This window comes from Pseudomonas sp. HMSC076A11, assembly GCF_001810205.1.
Taxonomy (GTDB): domain Bacteria; phylum Pseudomonadota; class Gammaproteobacteria; order Pseudomonadales; family Pseudomonadaceae; genus Pseudomonas; species Pseudomonas aeruginosa.
The window spans coordinates 69,220-89,636 of record NZ_KV800312.1; the positions used below are offsets into that span (position 1 = coordinate 69,220).

At 66.8% G+C, this 20,417-nt stretch carries 17 protein-coding genes and 1 pseudogene; 5 read left to right on the top strand and 13 right to left on the bottom strand.

Features of this window, described 5'->3' with window-relative positions; genetic code table 11:
- Positions 1–24 precede the first annotated feature (24 nt).
- The 6 genes from fliP to HMPREF2716_RS18120 all read right to left on the bottom strand — a co-directional run bounded on the left by fliP (position 25) and on the right by HMPREF2716_RS18120 (position 4,771).
- Entirely contained in the window at positions 25–792 is a 768-nt protein-coding gene (fliP, locus tag HMPREF2716_RS18095; protein ID WP_003083052.1) for a flagellar type III secretion system pore protein FliP, read from the bottom strand.
- Positions 789–1,241 (bottom strand): flagellar biosynthetic protein FliO, encoded by a 453-nt coding sequence (gene fliO / locus HMPREF2716_RS18100; protein WP_070621974.1) that lies wholly within the window; start codon positions 1,239–1,241, stop codon positions 789–791. The genes fliP and fliO overlap by 4 nt, the downstream gene beginning before the upstream one ends.
- A 1-nt stretch (position 1,242) precedes the next feature.
- Complete coding sequence (gene fliN, locus HMPREF2716_RS18105) at positions 1,243–1,716, bottom strand: flagellar motor switch protein FliN (RefSeq protein ID WP_003083049.1); 474 nt, start codon at positions 1,714–1,716, stop codon at positions 1,243–1,245.
- 27 nt (positions 1,717–1,743) lie between these two features.
- Entirely contained in the window at positions 1,744–2,715 is a 972-nt protein-coding gene (gene fliM / locus HMPREF2716_RS18110) for a flagellar motor switch protein FliM (protein WP_003083045.1), read from the bottom strand.
- 7 nt (positions 2,716–2,722) lie between these two features.
- Positions 2,723–3,244, bottom strand: a complete 522-nt coding sequence (gene fliL / locus HMPREF2716_RS18115) for a flagellar basal body-associated protein FliL (RefSeq protein ID WP_003083042.1) — start codon at positions 3,242–3,244, stop codon at positions 2,723–2,725.
- 243 nt (positions 3,245–3,487) lie between these two features.
- Positions 3,488–4,771: a flagellar hook-length control protein FliK gene (locus tag HMPREF2716_RS18120; RefSeq protein WP_003162984.1), complete on the bottom strand. Its 1,284-nt coding sequence runs from the start codon at positions 4,769–4,771 to the stop codon at positions 3,488–3,490.
- A gap of 187 nt (positions 4,772–4,958) precedes the next feature.
- On the opposite strand from HMPREF2716_RS18120, the gene HMPREF2716_RS18125 reads away from it, so the two are divergent.
- Together HMPREF2716_RS18125 and HMPREF2716_RS18130 are read left to right on the top strand one after the other, a co-directional pair.
- Positions 4,959–5,546: a UPF0149 family protein gene (locus tag HMPREF2716_RS18125; RefSeq protein WP_003083037.1), complete on the top strand. Its 588-nt coding sequence runs from the start codon at positions 4,959–4,961 to the stop codon at positions 5,544–5,546.
- Between the two features lie 11 nt (positions 5,547–5,557).
- Positions 5,558–5,965, top strand: coding sequence for a YbaN family protein (locus HMPREF2716_RS18130; RefSeq protein ID WP_003087079.1), 408 nt, complete (start codon positions 5,558–5,560; stop codon positions 5,963–5,965).
- Between the two features lie 8 nt (positions 5,966–5,973).
- Here the strand turns inward: HMPREF2716_RS18130 and HMPREF2716_RS18135 are convergent, their stop codons facing one another.
- The 4 genes from HMPREF2716_RS18135 to mexM form a co-directional block, all read right to left on the bottom strand.
- On the bottom strand, positions 5,974–7,419 hold the full coding sequence (locus tag HMPREF2716_RS18135; protein ID WP_003083034.1) for a sensor histidine kinase: 1,446 nt from the start codon (positions 7,417–7,419) through the stop codon (positions 5,974–5,976).
- Positions 7,397–8,086, bottom strand: coding sequence for a heavy metal response regulator transcription factor (locus HMPREF2716_RS18140; protein ID WP_003083028.1), 690 nt, complete (start codon positions 8,084–8,086; stop codon positions 7,397–7,399). The genes HMPREF2716_RS18135 and HMPREF2716_RS18140 overlap by 23 nt, the downstream gene beginning before the upstream one ends.
- A gap of 103 nt (positions 8,087–8,189) precedes the next feature.
- A complete protein-coding gene (mexN, locus tag HMPREF2716_RS18145) occupies positions 8,190–11,300 on the bottom strand; it encodes a multidrug efflux RND transporter permease subunit MexN (RefSeq protein WP_003133233.1) in 3,111 nt (1,036 codons plus the stop codon).
- The gene (gene mexM, locus HMPREF2716_RS18150; RefSeq protein ID WP_003140285.1) at positions 11,297–12,454 is read right to left on the bottom strand and encodes a multidrug efflux RND transporter periplasmic adaptor subunit MexM; all 1,158 of its coding nucleotides are present in this window, start codon (positions 12,452–12,454) and stop codon (positions 11,297–11,299) included. The genes mexN and mexM overlap by 4 nt, the downstream gene beginning before the upstream one ends.
- 180 nt (positions 12,455–12,634) lie before the next feature.
- On the opposite strand from mexM, the gene lapG reads away from it, so the two are divergent.
- On the top strand, positions 12,635–13,348 hold the full coding sequence (gene lapG / locus HMPREF2716_RS18155) for a cysteine protease LapG (protein WP_003083022.1): 714 nt from the start codon (positions 12,635–12,637) through the stop codon (positions 13,346–13,348).
- Positions 13,349–15,301, top strand: coding sequence for a cyclic di-GMP receptor LapD (lapD, locus tag HMPREF2716_RS18160; RefSeq protein WP_003159922.1), 1,953 nt, complete (start codon positions 13,349–13,351; stop codon positions 15,299–15,301). It abuts the gene before it with no gap.
- Positions 15,302–15,407: 106 nt separating this feature from the next.
- Here lapD and lasI read toward each other — a convergent pair whose 3' ends face one another.
- Positions 15,408–16,013 (bottom strand): acyl-homoserine-lactone synthase LasI, encoded by a 606-nt coding sequence (lasI, locus tag HMPREF2716_RS18165; RefSeq protein ID WP_003083017.1) that lies wholly within the window; start codon positions 16,011–16,013, stop codon positions 15,408–15,410.
- Positions 16,014–16,144: 131 nt separating this feature from the next.
- Between lasI and rsaL the strand changes: the two genes are divergently transcribed.
- Positions 16,145–16,387 (top strand): quorum-sensing transcriptional regulator RsaL, encoded by a 243-nt coding sequence (gene rsaL / locus HMPREF2716_RS29865; RefSeq protein WP_003083010.1) that lies wholly within the window; start codon positions 16,145–16,147, stop codon positions 16,385–16,387.
- Here rsaL and lasR read toward each other — a convergent pair.
- The gene (gene lasR / locus HMPREF2716_RS18175) at positions 16,377–17,096 is read right to left on the bottom strand and encodes a transcriptional regulator LasR (RefSeq protein WP_070621975.1); all 720 of its coding nucleotides are present in this window, start codon (positions 17,094–17,096) and stop codon (positions 16,377–16,379) included. The genes rsaL and lasR overlap by 11 nt on opposite strands.
- A 450-nt stretch (positions 17,097–17,546) precedes the next feature.
- Positions 17,547–20,256 (bottom strand): annotated as a pseudogene (locus HMPREF2716_RS18180) (cation-transporting P-type ATPase).
- Between the last annotated feature and the right edge of the window lie 161 nt (positions 20,257–20,417).

The window sequence follows — 20,417 nt, forward strand, 5'->3', positions numbered from 1 at the left end:
CGGCGCGTCAAGCCGGCGGCACCGCTAGACGGTGCCGAAACTGCCCGCCAGCGTCCCGATGATCAGCGCCCAGCCATCCACCAGGACGAACAGCATGATCTTGAACGGCAGGGAAATGATCAGCGGCGACAGCATCATCATGCCCATCGCCATCAGCACGCTGGACACCACCAGGTCGATGATCAGGAACGGGATGAAGATCATGAAGCCGATCTGGAACGCGGTCTTCAGCTCGGACGTGACGAAGGCCGGGACCAGGATGGTCAGCGGCGTCGCCTCCGGGCTGCCGATGTCGGTGCGCTTGGACAGGCGGACGAACAGCTCCAGGTCGGAGGTGCGAGTCTGCGCCAGCATGAACGCCTTCAGCGGTACCTCGGCCTTTTGCAGGGCTTCCTGGGCGGGAATCTGCTCGTTCAGGTAGGGCTGCAGGGCCTGGCTGTTGATCTTGTCGAACACCGGGGCCATGACGAACATGGTCAGGAACAGCGCCAGCCCCACCAGCACCTGGTTCGACGGCGTCGATTGCAGGCCCAGCGCCTGGCGCAGGATGGAGAAGACGATGATGATCCGGGTGAAGCTGGTCATCAGCATGACGAACGCCGGGATGAAGCTCAGCGCGGTCATGATCAGCAGGATCTGCAGGCTGACCGAATACTCCTGCTGGCCCTGGCCGTTGGTGGTCACGGTGATCGCCGAGATCGATGTCGGGTCGGCGGCCAGCGCCGGCCACGGCGCCAGCAGCAGAAGGCAGAGCGCGGCGAGCGCGCCGGCCAGGGAGATGCGCGGAGTCATGGCTTGCCCTTGGGGTCCTTGTTCAGCAGCTCCAGCAGGCGCTGGGCGAATTCCGGCGTGGCCGGCTCGCCGTCCGGCGGGTGTACCGGCTCCTTGAGCACGTGCAACGGCGTGATCCGGCCGGGCGTCAGGCCGAGCAGGATCTGCTCCTCACCGACCTGCACCAGCACCAGCCGGTCGCGCGGACCCAGCGGCTGGCTGGCAAGGGTGCGGATCAAGCGGTTGCCGCGCGGACCGGCCTGTTGCACCCGGCGCACCAGCCAGGCGAGCAGGAAGATCAGGCCGATCACCAGGCCCAGGCCGAGCACCAGTTGGGCCAGTTGCGCGGCGGCGCCGGAAGCGGCGCCCACCGTCGGCGCGGCGGCACCCGTCGTCCCCTCGGCGGCGCACAGCGGCGCGCTCAGCGAGGCGAGTGCCGGCAGGAAGCCGGCGAACAGGTAGCGACGCATGTCAGCGCAGCTTCTTGATGCGTTCGCTGGGACTGATCACGTCGGTCAGGCGGATGCCGAACTTCTCGTTCACTACCACCACCTCGCCGTGGGCGATCAGGGTGCCGTTGACCAGTACGTCCAGCGGCTCGCCGGCCAGGCGATCGAGTTCGATCACCGACCCCTGGTTGAGCTGCAGCAGGTTGCGGATGCTGATGTCGGTATGCCCGACCTCCATGGAAATGGTCACCGGGATGTCCAGGATCACATCCAGGTTGGGCCCCTCCAGGCCGGAAATGGTCGGTGCCTTCGGCGAAGCGCCGAACTCTTCCATCGGCGCCCGCGGGGTACTCGGCTCCGCCACGGGAGTCGCGCCGCCCTGGGCCATCAGCGCATCGATGTCGTCCTGGCTGGCGTCGCCCGCCTCGGCCAGCGCCGCCGCCCACTCGTCGGCCAGTGCCTGTTCCTCGGTGGTCACTTTTTCTTCGTCTGCCATGGTTCGTCTTTCCTCCGGGGGAAGCGGTCAGCGCGAGCGCTCGACCGCTTCGAGAATCTGTAGCGCCAGGTTGCCCTTGTGGGCGCCCAGCTTGACCTTGAAGGCGGGCACGCCGTTGGCGCGCATCACCATGTGTTCCGGCATCTCCACCGGGATCACGTCGCCCGGCTGCATGTGCAGGATGTCGCGCAGCTTGAGCTGGCGGCGGACCACGGTGGCGCCGAGCGGTACCTGGACGTCCAGCACGTCCTCGCGCAGGGCCTTGATCCAGCGCTCGTCCTGGTCGTCGTGGTCGGACTGGAAACCGGCGTCGAGCATCTCGCGGATCGGCTCGATCATCGAATAGGGCATGGTGATGTGCAGGTCGCCGCCACCGCCGTCCAGTTCGATGTGGAAGGTGGAGACCACCACCACCTCGCTGGGACTGACGATGTTGGCCATGGCCGGGTTGACCTCCGAGTTGACGTACTCGAAGTTCATCTCCAGCACCGCCTGCCAGGCTTCCTTCAGATCGACGAAGGCCTGCTCCAGCACCATCCGCACCACCCGCAGTTCGGTCGGGGTGAACTCGCGGCCCTCGATCTTGGCGTGGCGGCCGTCGCCGCCGAAGAAGTTGTCCACCAGCTTGAACACCAGCTTGGCGTCGAGGATGAACAGCGCGGTGCCGCGCAGCGGCTTCATCTTCACCAGGTTGAGGCTGGTGGGAACGTACAGCGAGTGCACGTACTCGCCGAACTTCATCACCTGCACGCCGCCGACCGCGACGTCGGCCGAACGGCGCAGCAGGTTGAACATGCTGATGCGGGTGTAGCGGGCGAAACGCTCGTTGATCATCTCCAGGGTCGGCATGCGGCCCCGGACGATGCGGTCCTGGCTGGTCAGGTCATAGGACTTGACCGATCCCGGCGTCGCCTCGACTTCGGTTTCCACCAGGCCATCGTCGACGCCGTGCAACAGCGCGTCGATTTCATCCTGGGAAAGCAGATCTTGCACGGCCATGGGATACCTACTGCAGCACGAAATTGGTGAACAACACTTGTTCGATAGCCAGTTGGCCGGTTTCCTTCTTGGCCAGTTCCTGCAATCCGGCGGTCGCCTGCTGGCGGAGCATTTCCTTGCCCACCGGAGTCACCAGCGAGTCGAAACTCTGACTCGAGAACAGCATCACCAGTTTATTGCGAACCAGCGGCATGTGCTCGCGCAATGCGTCCATCTGCGCCTTGTCGCGCCCCATCAACGCGACGCCGACCTGCATGTAGCGCTGCCGGCCGTTCTGGTTGAAGTTGACGACGAAGGCCGGCGCCAGGATCTCGTAGAGCGCCGGCTGCTTGCCCGGCTTCGCCGCCTCGCTGGCGACTTCCTCGGTCTTCTCGGCCTTCAGCGACTTGCTGAGGAAGAACCAGGTGCCGCCCACCGACAGGCCGATCGCCAGCAGCAGGCCGACCACGATCAGCAGGATCAGCTTCAGCTTGCTCTTGCCGCCGCTCGGAGCCCCCGCGTCGGCGGGTGTCGCCTCTTTCTTAGCCATGCCAAAAATCCGTCGCTATAGCGTCAAATGAAGGGTTTCACAGGGGCAGAGCAAGGGTTGTGCCATTTCTGCAACGCCGCCCCGCCTCCTGGGACCAGCCCCGGAGGGCTGTCCGAGATGATAGACGGCGCGGATATTACAGCCTGGCCACAGGAAATCATCCCCGTCTTTTGCGAAATTGCCCGCTCCGGAAAAAGAAAGGCCTCCCGCAGGAGGCCCAAAGGGGAAATGCAGTCGTTCGCCTCAGGCGTAGTAGTCGACCAGACCGCGCGCCGCCGACGCACCCGGCCGGCTGCGGATCTCGCTGACTCCGGCGAGGGTTTCCTCATCGCCCGAGGCCTCGCCGGCCAAGCCGCGTCCGCGCGCCGATCCGCCCTCGCCCTGCTGCTGGCCCTGCCAGCCCCGCGCCAGCGACTGGTCGGAGACGTTCACGTCGAGCTGGTTCATGCCCTGCTGGCTGAACATGTCGCGCAGCCGGTGCATCTGGCTTTCCAGGGCGTCGCGAACGCCGGCGTTGGGACTGGCGAAGGTCACCTGGGTCTGGTCGGCGGTCATGTGGATGCGCACGTCCAGGCGTCCCAGCTCGGCGGGGTCGAGCTGGATCTCCGCCGACTTCAGGTTCTGGCTGGACATCCACATCACCCGGTCCACCACCGCCTCGCTCCAGCCGTTCTGCTGCATCGCCACCGGCTGGCCGGGCACCGTGCCGTTCACCGGACGGTTGGTCAGGGCCTGTTGCGCCATGGCCTGGGTCAGCCCGTTGAGCTTGGCCGCGAAAGGTTCACCGCGGGGTTCCGCCTTGCTCTCCAGCAGGCTCTCGGAGGCGGCGCTGGCGACGGCCGGCTCGGCGGTCTGCTGCAACTGGGCCTCGAGCGCCTTGCCGTCGACGGCCTTGGTCAAGGAATCCGAGGTCAGGCCGGCAAGGGCATCGCCGAGGTTCGCCTGGCGGGGATCGGCGCTCTTCGCCGGCCCGCCTTTCGCCGTCTGCGCGGCGTCCTGGGCGCCCTGCTCCAGGGCCATGTTCACCGCCGGCACGCCGTTGAGCTTGACCAGGGTCGGGTCGCTGCTGGCTTCGGTAAGGCTGGCCGGAGCACTGCTGGCCGTCGGCACGGCCGGCGGCAGCAAAGTCGCCTGGGTATTCTCGTCGAGCATCGGCACGGCGCCGCCGAGGCCGAGCAGTTGCAGCGGATCGACCGGCGTTTCGACTTTATCTTCGCCGTCGGCCTTGGCCTGGCCGTCGGCCGGCAAAGGCTTGCCGTCTTCGGCAACGGCCGGCTGCCTGGCGGCATCCGTCGGCTGCGCTTCGACGGCGTCCTTGCCGGCGTCCCGTGGCTTGTCCCGCGAACCCTTCGCGGGACCGTCAGCGCGCTCGGCGGGCTTCTTCGCGGTCTCCTTGGCATACATGTCGGAGAAGCTGGAAGTCTTGTCGTTACTGGGCTCAGGCGTTTTCTGCTGGCTCTTCGGCGCAGCGGCCTTGGGCTTTACATCAGGCGTCGGCGGCAACAACACACCAGGGGCGACGGCCATGGGAATTCTCCATTTGCGAAGGGATTGCATCGTGGCTTGCGCAAGGGATGGAGCAAGGTCCGGGCCAACTTCGCCGAGAGCGTCCGTGAAACGCTCGCCAGGGCGCCGCAGCAGGCACGCTCGCTTTGCCCGCAGGTCCCGTCTGGACTACAATCCAGAGCCGCATCCCTCCCGAGGTAGTACCCTGATGTCCTTCGCCGAAAAACTGTCCCGTCTGCAAGCCTTCCTCGATGCCGATGACCTGCACGAAGAAGCGCTGGACTACGTGGCGACCCACGGCTACCTGACCGCCCTCTCCATCTGCCCGGAGCAGGTGCCGGAGCGGGAGTGGATCGACGCCCTGTTCGCCGAACCGCCGCACTACCGCAGCGATGAGGAGCGCCAGGAGATCGAGACTTCCCTCGAGCAGCTCAAGGCGCACATCACCCGCGTGCTGGCCAGCGACGAAGACCTTGAGCTGCCCTGCGACCTCGACCTCGGCGACGAGCCGGACGACTCCGACCTGCGCGGCTGGTGCATCGGCTTCATGGAAGGCGTGTTCCTTCGCGAGGAAGTCTGGTTCGAGCAGGCCGAGGAGGAAGTCAGCGAGTTGCTGCTGCCGATCATGGTCGGCTCCGGCCTGTTCGACGAGCAGCCCGAGTTCGACGAGATCGCCCGCGACCGCCACCTGGTGGACGACATGGTCGCGCAGATTCCCGACCTGCTGACCAACCTGTTCCTGCTCTGCCAGGCGCCGGAAGAAAAGCCCGCCCTGCTCAAGCCGCGCACGCACTAAGGAGCGCCGCGGTGGCGCAGCGGGAAATTCGCCCGAGCGCTCGCGCCTGGGTGCGCTATAGCCTCCAGGCCGTGGGTTTCCTAAGCGTAGCCCTGGGCGTGATCGGCATCTTCCTGCCGGTGCTGCCGACCACGCCTTTCCTGCTCCTCGCGGCGGCCTGCTTCATGCGCAGCTCGCCGCGCTTCTACCACTGGCTGGTCGGCCATCCACGGCTCGGCCCGTGGATCCGCGACTATCTCGACGGCGAAGGCATCCCGCTCAAGGGCAAGGTCTACGCCATCGGCCTGATGTGGGCCAGCATCGCCCTTTCCTGCTACCTGGTCCGACGCCCCTGGGCCCAGGGCTTCATGCTGACCAGCGCGGTACTGGTCAGCATCTATATCCTCCGCCAGAAGACCCGCCCGCCGCACGACGCCTGAGGGCCCGCTCAGGACAGCGCCGGATCGCCCTCGCCCAGCGGCAAGCGGTCGCCGGGCCCGCGTCGCTCGGGGCTCAGCACGGTGAAGCCGAAGGTGTTCCAGCCGTCCGCGCTGTCGACGAACACCGAACCGCCGTGCATGCTCGCCACCGCCTTGACGATGGACAGGCCGAGGCCATGGTTGGCCTCGCTGTTGCTGCGCGCCGCGTCGACCCGATAGAAGCGCTCGAACAGGTGCCTGCGGTGCTCGTCGGCGATCGGCACGCCGGGGTTGCTCACCGCCACCCGCACTTCGTCGCCACGCCGCTCGACGCCGACCCGCAGCGTGCCGCCGGCGGCGGTGTGCTGGGCGGCGTTGTACAGCAGGTTGGTCACCGCCCGCTGGAACAGGGCGCGCTCGACCAGCGCGCGGGCCTCGCCGCGCACCTCGATACCGACCCCGGCCTCGTCGAAGATCACCTCGAGGAAATCTACCGTGGTGGCGATCTCGCCGGCCAGCGAGGTTTCCTCGCGCTCGCAGGCCAGGCGTCCCTGGTCGGCGCGGGCGAGGAACAACATGTCGTTGACGATCGCCCGCAGCCGCTCCAACTCCTCCAGGTTGGATTGCAGGACCTCTTCGTAATGTTCGCCGCTGCGTTCGCGGGACAACGCCACTTGGGTCTGGCCGATCAGGTTGGTCAATGGCGTGCGCAGCTCGTGGGCGACGTCGGCATTGAACGACTCCAGGCGCACGTAGGCTTGCTCCAGGCGGTCCAGGGCGCCGTTGAACGCCCCCACCAGCTCGCGCAGCTCGGCCGGCAGCGGCGAGAGCTGCAAGCGCTGCGACAACTGCCGCGGGCTGATCCGCCGGGCCTCCTCGGAGAGCCGATGCACCGGCCACAGGCCCAGGCGGGCGATCCAGTGGCCAAGCAACGAGGCCAGCAGCACACCGAGGGCGGACAGGCCGAGCAGCCATTTCAGGGTGGAGGTCCGCGCCTCGTGGAACGCCGCGCTGTCGATGGCGGTGACGTAGGTCAGCCGCGGCCGCCCCTCGCGCGCCGGCAACACGCCGACCCGCGCAGTCAGCGCGTACCGGTGCTCCGGCAACTCCAGTTCGTAGCGGCCGGCGCCATCGGCGATCAGCCGCTGCACCGGTTCGCTGAAGCGCCCGTAGTGATAGCGCGGGTCGTCGCTGTCGATCCAGAAACGGATCAGCTCGTACTCCTGGCTCAGGTTGTCCAGCTTGCCCTGCAGGTGCGGCCAGCGCTCGGCCAGGTCGGGATGGTCGAGCATCCGCGAGACCATGTTGAAGCGCACGTCCACCTCGCCCTGCTGCAGGCGCTCGGTCTGGCGGTCGAGGATGCAATAGAGCATGGTGCCGATGAGGGCGAAGATCACCACCGCGGCGCCGGCGAACATTCCCGCCAGGCGGGTCGACAAGGACATGCCCACCTCAGCCCGACTCCGCCAGCGCACGGTTCTCCAGGACGTAGCCCATGCCCCGGATGGTATGCAGCAGCTTGTTCTCGAACGGACCGTCGAGCTTGGCGCGCAGGCGCTTGATCGCCACCTCCACGACATTGGTATCGGTATCGAAGTTGATGTCCCAGACCAGTTCGGCGATCGCCGTCTTCGATAGGATCTCGCCGCTGCGCTGGGCCAGCACGCAGAGCAGCGCGTACTCCTTGGCAGTCAGCTCCAGGCGAGTGTTGCCGCGGAAGACCTTGCGGCTGAGCAGGTCGATGGACAGGTCGGCGATGCGCATCTGCGAATGGCTTTCGTGGTTGCCGCCGCGCCGGGTCAGGGCCTGCAGGCGGGCAACCAGTTCGAGGAAGGAGAACGGCTTGATCAGGTAGTCGTCGGCGCCCTCGCGCAGCCCGCGCACCCGGTCTTCCACGCGCTCGCGCGCGGTGAGCATGATCACCGGGGTCTGCCGCCGCTCGCGCAACGCCCGCAGAACGCCGTAGCCGTCGACGCCCGGCAGCATCACGTCGAGCACGATCACGTCGTACTCGCCATGGAGCGCCAGGTGGCGACCGTCGATGCCGTTGTCCGCCAGGTCCACGGTGAACCCCTGTTCACTGAGGCCACGGTTCAGGTAGTCCGCCGTCTTCGCCTCGTCCTCGACAATCAGTACCCGCATCTATCGCCCGATCCTCTGTTCGCCTTCGCATCCCGGGCGGGACGCATGCCTGCCTGCATCCTAGCCACGCGCCGCCGTCCAGGAAAGCCGTGTCCGTTACGCCTCATGTCGCCGTCGCCCCAGCGGTTCCGCCGTCCGAGGTCGTCGCCCCGCGCCGGTGGAACAGCCGCTCCAGGGCCAGGTATACCACCGGCGTGCTGAACAGGGTCAGCACCTGGCTCACCAGCAGCCCGCCGACCACCGCGATGCCCAGAGGCTGGCGCAGCTCGGAACCGGTGCCGAAGCCGATCATCAGGGGTATCGCGCCCAGCAGCGCGGCCAGGGTGGTCATCATGATCGGCCGGAAACGGGTCAGGCAGGCCTGGTAGATCGCCTGCTCCGCGCTCATGCCCTGCTCGCGCTGGGCGACGATGGCGAAGTCGACCATGAGGATGCCGTTCTTCTTGACGATGCCGATCAGCAGCACGATGCCGATCAGCGCCATGATCGAGAAGTCCTGGCCCCAGGCCCAGAGCAGGAACACCGCGCCGATCCCCGCCGAGGGCAGGGTCGAAAGGATCGTCAGCGGATGCACGAAACTCTCGTAGAGCACGCCGAGGATGATGTACACCGCAATCAGCGCGGCGAGGATCAGCAGCGGTTGCGAGGCCAGCGAACTCTGGAAGGCCTGCGCCGCGCCCTGGAACACGCCGATAATGGTCGAGGGCATGCCGATCTCCTCCTGGGCGCGCTGCACCGCCTGCACCGCCTCGCCGAGAGACACCCCGGCAGCCAGGTTGAAGGACAGGTTGACCGCCGGGAACATGCCGTTGTGGTTGATCTGCAGCGGCCCGGAGCGCGGCGCCGCGACCTTGGCGATGGCCGACAGCGGGACCATCTCGCCGCTCAGCGGCGAGCGCAGGTAGAACCAGTCCAGGCTTTCCGCGCGGCCGCGCTGGCGCGCATCGAGTTCGAGGACCACCTTGTACTGGTTGACCTCGGTCTGGTACTCGCCGACCTGGCGCTGGCCGAAGGCGTCGTAGAGGGTCTGGCTGACATCCTCGGCGCTGAGGCCGAAACGCGCCGCGGCCACCCGGTCGATGTCCAGCGCGGTGACGCTGGCGCCGACCTGCAGGTCGTTGGACACATCCATCAGCCCCGGCACCTGCTTCAGGCGCTCGGTGAGGCGTTGCGCCCAGAGCGCCAGCTGGGTGCTGTCGCTGCTGCGCAGGGCGTACTGGTACTGGGTCCGCGAGGGTCCGGAACTGAGGTTGATGTCCTGCGCCGCGCGCAGGTAGAGCATGATTCCCGGCACCTTGGCCAGTTGCGGGCGCAGCCGGTCGATGAACTCGCCGACCGAGACATCGCGCTCGCCACGGTCCTTGAGGACGATCCAGAAACGTCCGTTGGCCAGGCTCTGGCTACCGCCGGTGACGCCCACCGCATGGTTGTAGCTCTGCACCGCCGGGTCGCTGGCGATGATCTCGGCCAGTTGCCGGTGCTTGGCGACCATGTCGTCGTAGGAGATATCCTCGGCAGCCTGGCTCGTGCCGAAGACGAAGGCGGTGTCCTGCAAGGGGAAGAAACCCTTGGGAATCCCGACGTAGCCGGCCACCGCCACCAGCACGGTAAAGGCGAAGCCGACCAGCATCAGCCGCTGGTGCCCGAGCGCCCAGCGCAGGCCGCGTTCGTAGCCGCCGGTCAGCCATTCGGCGAAGCCCTTTCTCGGCGCTTCGGCATGCCGCAATGCCGGCATGAAGCGCGAAGCCAGCATCGGCGCCAGGGTCAGCGAAGCGACCACCGAGATCAGGATCGCCACCGTCACGCTGACCGCGAATTCGCGGAACAGCCGGCCGACGATCCCGCCCATGAACAGCAGGGGAATGAACGCGGCGATCAGCGAGAAGCTGATGGAAATCACGGTAAAGCCGATCTCCGCCGCGCCCTTGAGCGCCGCCTCGACCTTCGAGGCGCCCGCTTCCAGGTGTCGGTGGATGTTCTCCACGACCACGATGGCGTCGTCGACGATGAAGCCGACAGCGATGATCAGCGCCACCAGGGTCAGGTTGTTGAGGGTGAAGCCGAGCACGTACATCGCCGCGAAGCTGGCGCTCAGGGACACCGCCAGCACCGTGGCGACGATCAGGGTCGCCGACAGCTGGCGGAGGAACAGGCCCATCACCAGCACCACCAGGCCAATGGTCAGCAGCAGGGTCAGTTCGACCTCGTGCAACGACGAGCGGATGGTCCGGGTGCGGTCGTTGAGCACGTCTACCTCGATGGTCGCCGGGAGCATCTCGCGCAGGCGTGGCAGCGCGGCCTGGATCGCGTCGGCGGTATCGACGATGTTCGCCCCAGGCTGGCGCAGGATCACCAGCGCCACCCCGGGCACGCCGTTCGGCCAGGCCTGCACGTAGTCGTCCTCGGGCGCCGAGACGATCCGCGCCACGTCCTTGAGGAACACCGGCGCGCCCTGGCGGTAGGCGACCACCAGGTCGTCATAGTCGCTGGCGTTGAACAACTGGTCGTTGGCCGCGAGGGTCGACACCCGCCCCTCGCCGTAGAGCGCGCCCTTGGCCAGGTTGACGCTGGCCGACTGCAACGACTGGCGCAGGTCGGCCAGGGTCAGCTGGTAGGCGGCGAGCTTCTCCGGCTGGGCCTGGATGCGGATCGCCGGGCGCTGCTGGCCGACCACGAAGATCTGCCCCACGCCGTTCACCTGGCTGAGCTGGCGGGCGAGGATGGTCTCGGCGTAATCGCTGAGTTCGATCAGCGGCATCATCTCCGAGTTGACCCGCAGGATCATGATCGGGCTGTCCGCCGGGTTGACCTTGCGCCAGGTCGGCAGGTTCGGCATGTCCACCGGCAGCCGCCCGGCCGCGGCGTTGATCGCCGCCTGGACCTCCTGGGCGGCGACGTCGATGCTCTTGTCGAGGCTGAACTGCAGGGTCAGGGTGCTGGTGCCCAGGGCGCTGCTGGAGGTCATCTCGGTGATCCCGGGAATCGCGCTGAACTGCACTTCCAAGGGGGTGGCCACCGACGAGGCCATGGTTTCCGGGCTACCGCCGGGCAGCAAGGCGTTGATCTGGATGGTCGGGAAGTCCGCCTCCGGCAACGGCGCCACGCCGAGCCGGAGGAACGCCAGCAGCCCCAGCAGCAGCGAGGCCAGGGTCAGCAGCGCGGTGGCGATCGGGTGCCGTACGCACCAGCCGGAAATCCCGGCGCGCGGCGTCACGGCCGCCGCTCCGTGGCCTGGGCCAGGCTCGGGCGCGGCTCCTGGATATCGACCAGGGCGCCTGGCATCAGCCGCGAGTGGCCGTCCACCACCACCTGGTCACCGCTGGCCAGGCCTTCCACCACACTGAGGCCGTCGATGTCCTGGAGCACCCGCACTGGCACCGCCTCGACCCGGTCGGCGGCGACCCGGTAGACGAAATTGCCCTCCAGGCCGCGGCGCACCGCCTTGCTCGACAGCACCAACTGGTCGCGCCGGACCCCGGTGTGCAGGCTCACCGCGACGAACTGCCCGGGCCAGAGCCGGGCCTGGCGGTTATCGAAGGAGGCGCGCACGCGGATGGTGCCGGTGGAACTGTCGATCTGGTTGTCGATGGTCAGCAACCGGCCCTCGCCCAGCGCGCTCCCGCCGTCGCGGCTGTAGGCGCGCACCGCCGCCTCGCCGCCGAGCAGCGCCTGCAACTGGGGCAACTGTTCCTGTTGCAGGGAGAAGACTACGGAGATCGGTGCGATCTGGGTCACGCTGAACAGGCCGAGACTGTCGCCGACCCGCACCAGGTTGCCGACATCGACGTTGCGGATACCGACCTTGCCGGATACCGGCGAGGTGATCCGGGTGTAGGACAGGCGCACCCGCTCGGCGTTGATGGTGGCATCGTTGGCCTTCAGGGTCGCGCGCAACTGGTCGACCGTCGCCTGCTGCTGGTCCAGCAGTTGGCGTGACACCGCACGCTCGGCATACAGGCTGCGGTAGCGTTGCAGGTCCTGCTCGGCGGATTTCAGCTGGGCCTGGTTACTCGCCCTGGAGGCCTGCGCCTGCTCCAGCGCGGCGACGACGGCGCGGTCATCGATGGTCGCCAGCAACTCGCCCGCCTCGACCATCTGCCCTTCGCTCACCAGCAGGCGGGTCAACTGGCCGTCGATCTGGGTGCGGATCACCACGTTGTGCAACGAAGTCACCGTGCCGATGCCGCTGACCTGTTGCTCGACGTCGCGCCGCTCCACCCGCGCCACGTTCACCGGGACCCTGGCCGGCGCGGGCGCCGCCTTCGCCCCGGCGTCGCCGCCGAGCCATGCCCAACCGCCGAAGGCGACCAGGCCCGCCGCCAGCACGCCCACCAGGACCCGTCCCCCACCACTGCGCAACGCCTGCATCTGTCCACCTTTCCCAGTGGCCGGCCTCGCGCGGCCGACTTCGTTCTTCTTTATAAGCAGCGCAGCGGGACCCCACCCTGACCCCTGAATGACAATCCTGTCAGTTTCGCCGGACACCCCGCGCTGGCAGGCCGCCCGGCGCTCTCGTAGACTTCGCTGAGTCCTTCCGGAGCCCGCTCGATGTCCCCAACCCCCGGCGCCCGCCGGCCCTGCCCCAGGGCCTACGCCCCCTGGCTGCTGTCGCTGGCGGCGACATTGCTGCTGGCAGTCGGCGCGGCGCTGGCGCAGTGGGACCTGGAGTCGATACTGAGCCGTGCCGAGCAGCGCTACGGCGAGCTGGGCGCGGCGAAATCACGCCTGGGCGACTGGGGCCGCCTGCTCGAACAGGGCGGCACGCTCGACGAAGCGGCCAAGCTGCGCGCGGTCAACGACTTCTTCAACCGGTCGCTGCGTTTCACCGACGACATCGAGATCTGGCAACAGGAAGACTATTGGGCGACTCCGGTCGAGGCGCTGGTCAAGGGCGCCGCCGACTGCGAGGACTACGCCATCGCCAAGTACGTGACCCTGCGTCGCCTCGGCGTCGCCAGCGACAAGCTGCGCATCACCTACGTCAAGGCCCTGCGCCTGAACCAGGCGCACATGGTGCTGACCTGGTACGCCAGCCCGGGCGCCGACCCACTGGTGCTGGACAACCTGATTGGCGAGATCCGCCCCGCTTCGCAACGTGACGACCTGTTGCCGGTGTACGCCTTCAATGCCGAGGGCCTCTGGCTGCCCGGCGCCGACGGCGGACGCCGGACCGGCGACAGCAAGAAGCTGTCGCGCTGGCAGGACCTGCTGACCAAGATGCGCGCCGAAGGCCTCGACCTCGACGCACCCAAGGAGGATTGAATGTCACTGCTCAAGCAATTGTTCCTCGCCATCTGCCTGTTCCTCGTCGTCGCCTTCAGCGGCAGCTTCGTCAGCAGCGTGGAGAACTCCCGCGAGCAGTTGCGCGGCCAGTTGCGCTCCCACGCCCAGGACGCCGCCACCGCCCTCGGCCTGTCCCTGACGCCACACGTGGACGACCCGGCGATGGTGCAACTGATGGTCAGCTCGATCTTCGACAGCGGCTACTTCGCCAGCATCCGGGTGATCGACATCAAGAGCGGCAAGCCGCTGGTCGAGCGCGTGCAAGCGCATGCCGAGCGTACGGTGCCCGGCTGGTTCGAACGCCTGGTGGATCTCCAGCCCCAGGGTGGCGACGCGCTGATCATGCGCGGCTGGGAACAGGCGGCGCGGGTCGAGGTGGTCAGCCATCCGCAATTCGCCCTGGCGCGCCTGTGGGACAGCGCCCTGGGCAGCCTCTACTGGTTGCTGGCCTGCGGCGCGGCGAGCCTGCTGCTTGGCGGCTGGCTGCTGCGCCGCCAACTGCGCCCGCTCGACCAGATGGTGCGCCAGGCCCATGCCATCAGCCGGCGGGAATTCCTCAGCCTGCCCAGGCTGCCGCGCACGCCGGAGCTGCGCCGCGTGGTGCAGGCGATGAACCAGATGGTGGAGAAACTTCGCACGCTGTTCGCCGAGGAGGCCGCGCGTAGCGACAAGCTACGCGCCCAGGCCTACCAGGACAGTCTCACCGGCCTGCCCAACCGGCGCCTGTTCGACGCCCGCCTCAACGAACAGCTGGGTGCCGGCGAGCACGAGCATGCCGGGCAGCTCCTGCTGCTGCGCCTGAACGACCTGAACGGGCTGAACCAGCGTCTCGGCGGGCAACGCACGGATGAATTGATCCAGGCGGTCGCCCGCTTGCTGGTCGACTCCTGCGGCCAGCAAGGGCGCGCCGACTGGCTGCTGGCCCGCAGCCGCGGCGGCGAGTTCGCCGTGCTGGCTCCCGGTTGCTCCCGCGAGCAGGCCGAACGCCTGGCCGAGGAACTCTGCGAAGGCCTGGAGAACCTTGCCCGCACCGGTGCCAGCGATCTCACGCCGGTCGCCTATCTCGGTATCAGCGCGTTCGCCGAAGGCGACTCGCCCGCGGATCTCCTGGCCCGTGCCGACCAGGCCCTGGCCCAGGCCGAAAGCCAGCCCGCCCAGCCCTGGGCGAGCCAGGACGGCACCGCGCTCGCGGCGCTCAACGATAGCCAGGACTGGCACGACTGGATCGACCAGGCCCTGACGGAGCGCCGCCTGCTGCTCTATTTCCAGCCGGTGGTGGACTGCCTGGACACCCAGCGCGTCCTCCACCACAAGGTCCTCGCGCGTCTGCTCGACCCGCAGGCCACGGCCATCGCCGCCGGGCGCTTCCTGCCCTGGATAGAACGTTTCGGCTGGGCCGCGCGCCTGGACCTGGCGATGCTCGAACAGAGCCTGGAGCACCTGCGGCGCCATCCACGGCCGCTGGCGCTGAGCCTGTCGGCCGCCAGTGTCCGCAATGCGCAGACGTTTGCCCCGCTACTGGCCCTGCTCAAGGCGCATCCGCAGGAGGCGCGCCAGCTGACCCTGGAACTGGACGAGCGGCACCTGCCAGCCGCGGCCGAACTGGAACGCCTCAGCCAGGTCCTGCGCGAACTGGGCTGCGGTCTCGGCCTGCAGCATTTCGGCGGCCGCTTCAGCCTGATCGGCAACCTTACCCATCTGGGGCTGGCCTACCTCAAGCTGGACGGCTGCTACCTGCACGCCGTCGACCGGGAAGGCGACAAGCGGTTGTTCATCGAAGCGGTCTATCGCACCACCCACAGCATCGATCTACCGTTGATCGCGGAACAGGTGGAAACCCTCGGTGAACTCGAAGTACTGCGGGAAATGGGCTTGCGTGGCGCCATGGGACGCCTGTTCGGCAGCCCGGCGCCCTGGTCCGGGGATGCCTGATAGCGAGTCCGGAGCGGGTCGGACTCGCTTTACAGCGGATTCGGCATCGACGCCAGGCGCTCCCTCTCCGACAGAGAACGCGCCGGCGCGAGCCGACAGGTCCCCGTCATGAAACCGCCAGTCGCTGTTCCACCAGCACTCCCCCGTAAAGCGCGATCTGGGTCTTGGCATTGAGTTCGATGCGCAAGGCCACCGCGCGCTCGATGCCGATCTTCAGGTGCGGACCGAAGCGCGATACGTCCAGGCCGGCACGGATCATCATCTTCTCCACGCCTACGGTGGTTACCGTCACCAGCGTCTGGATGTCGTTCTGCAGGCTGTAGCGGGCCAGCGCGCGCATCGCCTCCAGCGTACAGTCGGAAAAGCCCAGCGAGCCTTTCTGTCCAGAGTTGATGGCGAAACGGCTGAGTTCCCAGATGTGCGGCGAGCAAGGCGCTTCCTTGCCGTGCAGAAGCTCCGGGAAGGTGTTCTTCAGCATGTAGGGGCCAGTGGTATCGAGAATTCGCCAGCAACCGAAAACCTGGGCTTCAGGAGTATCTTCCTGGATCAACATGTAATAAGGACTGAGTGCGTCATAACCATCGATTTCCATCTCGTCGATGACACTAACGTCCCAGCCTTTGCGCTCCTTGAACACTTGAGCACGCAACTTGTGCATCTCGCCCAGCAGTTTTTTATCGAACTCTTCGCGCCGACCAATTTGTACGATCATCTTCACTTCCTCCAAATAGGAAGCTGAAGAATTTATGCAAATTTCATAATTTTATAACTAGCAAATGAGATAGATTTCGGTGAACCCGGACCCTTGCTAGGCTCGAAGAAACGTCCGAAAAGATCAGAGCAATGGCTTCACACGAGAGAACACAGCCCCAAAACATGGCCTTCCGGGCAAAGGCCACCCGCACCGCCCGACGGGAAAGCCAGGAAACTTTCTGGAGCCGCTTCGGGATAAGCCAATCCTGCGGCAGTCGTTTCGAGAATGGCGAGAACCTGCCCTTCCCTATATATCTGCTTTTGCATTTCTATATAGAAGGGCAAATTACCGATCGCCAGCTCGCCGACCTGAGAGGCAAGATCAGAGAGTAATAAGACCCAAATTAACGGCCATAATGGCCGCTACGCGGCGGGAGGTCACACCGAACTTCCGCCGAATATTTCCCATATGGAAGTTCACATTGGCTTCCGAGCAGTTGCAGATAACCGATATCCCCCAACTGGTCTTGCCGATGGCGCACCACTGCAACACTTCCTTCTCCCGGCTGGTCAGAACCACCGGTTTGCTGACCGGATGTTCGAAGGCCAGTCCGGCACCGCTCTGCAGTGCGTAGTCCTTGAGCATCCACAGGGTCGGCAGGACCGACTCCATGAAACGGTTGGCCTCGGCCCGGTTTTCCGCTTCCACGCTGAGGCTCAGCGCGCCGAGTTCGCCGCGAGCACCATGCAGCGGCATGGTCAGCCCATACACCAGGCCGGCGGCCGAGGCTTCCTCGAAGAACTCGTGCTGCTTTCGCGTCTGGTAGATGGACGGTTCCCAGAAAATCGGCAGTACGCTCTGGGTACAGTGACTGACCGTCGGGTCGACCCGCGCGTAGCCAGCCCGGTCGTAATGCTCGCGCCAGGCGGCCGGGTAGTTGCCGACGATGAAGGCGTTCTCGTAGTCCTGGCTGTCCTTAGGCAACAGGCCGAACAGGATCTTCGAGAATCCAAGGTCGCTCGCCATCTTCTGCAGGATGGCGCTCCACTCCAATTTTCCACTTGAGCGTTCCAGCTCAAGAAAACCGTCAACCAAGGCCATAGCGCTACGTTCTTCTTAAACTATTAACCAATCAGCCAAATATGGATTCGGCACCCGATATCCGGCACGTTGTACGGCAGTCCGAGAATCCCGGCTTCCTGCCGAGGCGCATGCGCCCGTGCCCGACGACCCCTGAAGATGTCCAGTCAGCCCACTCTATAGAGTTGGCGTTGTGCCGGAAAGGCACATTTCAGTCCCACTTAACAATAGACCGCAGCGTTTGATGCACCTAGTACGATACCCGTCCTAGAGGGTAAGCAAACGTTTAAATGTGATCTAGATCACATTTTATGCGAACTGAATACCCAGTCACACCTGGTCCCCGGGTTCACTGTCGGCCCATCGCCACGCGTGCGACCGCTCTCGGCCGGGCGATCCGAGGCGCAGACGTCTGTGCGCGGCGCACGGGCAAAGGCACAGCGCCGCGGCCAAGGGGGCGACCTCGCGGCGTCAGGCCTGCCGGGCACGGACCCGGCGACATAGCCACTTTTCCAGTTCGGCGACGCAGAACAGGCCGAGCCCGGCCAGCAGCACCCGCGCCCACTCGCCCGGGGCCAGGCCGACCGAGCCGAACAGCGCCTGCAACGGCGGCGCGTAGGTATAGAGCAGTTGCAGCACCACGCAGGCGGCGATCGCCAGCAAGACCTGGCGGTTGCCGAACAGGCCCTCGCGGCTGAGCACCGAATCGTAGATATGCCGGCTGTTGAGCAGGTAGAACATCTCGCACACCACCACGCTGTTCACCGCCATGGTCCGCGCGCTCTCCAGCCCGGTGCCATGCTCCAGCTCCCAGAGGAACAGGCCCAGGGCGCCCGCCATCATCAGCAGCGAGACCAGCAGCACCCGCCAGACGAAGAACAGCGACAACAGGGGCTCCGCCGGCGGACGCGGCGGACGCTGCATCAGGCCGCGCTCGGCCGGATCGAAGGCCAGCGCCAGGCCCAGGGTGCTGGAGGTGACCATGTTGATCCAGAGGATCTGCGCCGGCGTCATCGGCAGGGTCAACTGGAACAGGATCGCGGCGATCACGATCAGCGCCTCGCCACCGTTGGTCGGCAGCATGAAGAGGATGAATTTCTTCAGGTTGTCGTAGACCGCCCTTCCCTCGCGCACGGCATTGGCGATGGTGGCGAAATTGTCGTCGGCGAGGACCACCTCGGCCGCCTCCTTGGCCGCCTCGGTGCCCTTGTTGCCCATCGCTACGCCGACGTCGGCGCGCTTCAGCGCCGGCGCATCGTTGACCCCGTCGCCGGTCATCGCCACCACCTCGCCGCTGGCCTGCAGGGCCTGCACCAGGCGCAGCTTGTGCTCAGGGCTGGCGCGGGCGAACACATCGACGCCCGGCAGCACTTCGCGCAGGCGCTGGTCGTCGAGCAACTCGATCTCCGCGCCGGTCAGCGCCGGCCGGTCGATGCCGATCCCGAGCATGGCGCCGATCGCCCGCGCGGTGTCGACGTGGTCGCCGGTGATCATCTTCACCGCGATACCCGCCGCCTGGCATTCGGCGACCGCGGCCACGGCTTCCTCGCGCGGAGGGTCGATGATGCCCACCAGGGCCAGCAGGGTGAAGCCATGTTCCACGTCGGCGAAATCCAGCGTGCGCTGCTCCGCCGGCATCGCCCGTCGGGCGATGGCCAGCAGGCGCAGGCCGCGAGCGGCGGTGTCGGTGGCCAGGCGCCGCCAGTAGTCCGGGTCCAACGGCCGCACCGAGTCGCCCACCCGTTCAGCCTCGCACATGTCGAGGATGCGCTCCGGCGCGCCCTTCAGGTAGACCATCGCCTGGCCCGCGTGGTCGTGGTGCAGGGTGGCCATGAAGCGATGCTCGGACTCGAACGGAATCGCATCGCTGCGTGGCCGTTCCGCCGCCAGCGCCTGCGGATCGAGGCCCAGCTTGAGGCCGAGGCTGAGCAGCGCGCCTTCGGTGGGGTCGCCCTCCAGTTGCCATGCCTCGCCCTCCTGGTGCAGGCGCGCCTCGTTGCACAACAGCGCCGCGCGACCGATCTCCTGCAGATCGTCGCGTCCGGCGGGATCGAGGCCTTCGCCGTTGTGGCTGAAACCACCCAGGGGGGGCGTAACCGGCGCCGCTGACCTCGATTACCTGGTCGGCAGTGACGATACGCTGCACGGTCATCTCGTTGCGGGTCAGGGTGCCGGTCTTGTCCGAGCAGATCACCGTCACCGAACCCAGCGTCTCCACCGCCGGCAGGCGGCTGACGATGGCGTTGCGCCGGGCCATGCGCTGTACGCCGAGGGCGAGGATCACCGTCATGATCGCCGGCAGTCCCTCGGGAATCGCCGAGGCGGTCAGCGCCACCACCAGCATGAACATGTCCACCATCGGCTGGCCCTGCCAGAGGGTGCCGAGGACGAAAGTGGCGCCGGCCAGCAGCAGGATCGCCAGGGCCAGCCAGCGACTGAAGCTGGCGATCTGTCGCAGCAGCGGAGTGGCCAGGGTGCGGACTTCGCGCAACAGCGTACCGATCCGGCCCAGTTCGGTATCCCCGGCGGTGGCGACCACCACTCCGCGCGCCTGGCCGCTGGTCACCAGGGTGCCGGAATAGGCCATGCAACGGCGGTCGCCGAGCAGCGCGTCGATGGCCACCGCGACGCAGCCCTTCTCCACCGGCACCGACTCGCCGGTCAGGGCCGACTCGTCGACATGGAAGTTCTTCGTTTCGAACAGCCGCAGGTCGGCCGGCACCCGGTCGCCGGAGGCCAGCAGCACCACGTCGCCCGGTACCAGGCGTTCGGCGTCCAGCGCCTGGCGCTGGCCGTCGCGCAGGACCAGGGCATGCAGCGAAAGCATGTCGCGGATGGCGTCCAGCGCGTTGGCCGCCTTGCCCTCCTGGACGAAACCGATCAGCGCGTTGACCACCACCGCCAGGAGGATTACCGCACTGTCCACCCAGAAGCCGAGCAGCGCGGTGACCAGCGAGGCGAACAGCATCATGTACAGCAGGACGTTGTGGAACTGCCGCAGCAAGCGCAGCAGCGGCCCCTGGCGTTTCGGCGCGGGCAATCGGTTGTAGCCGTGCGCCGCCAGGCGGCGGGCGGCTTCGTCCGCGTCCAGACCGGCGGCGGAGCTGTGCAATCGTTCCAGCACCCGTTGCGGCGGGCTGGCATGGGCGTCGCGGGAAGACAGGGGTGGGATGCCGTTCATGGGATTCCTGCGCCTCGTTCTGATGAACAGAACTATCGGGCAGGCCTGCGCCGCAACGTTTGACCTGTCTCAAACGGATGCTTGCAGTTGAAAGCATCTGGCCGGGGAAAACTTTTCCGGATGTTGCGCGGCACCTCGCTCCACAGGGCGAGGTGCCGCGT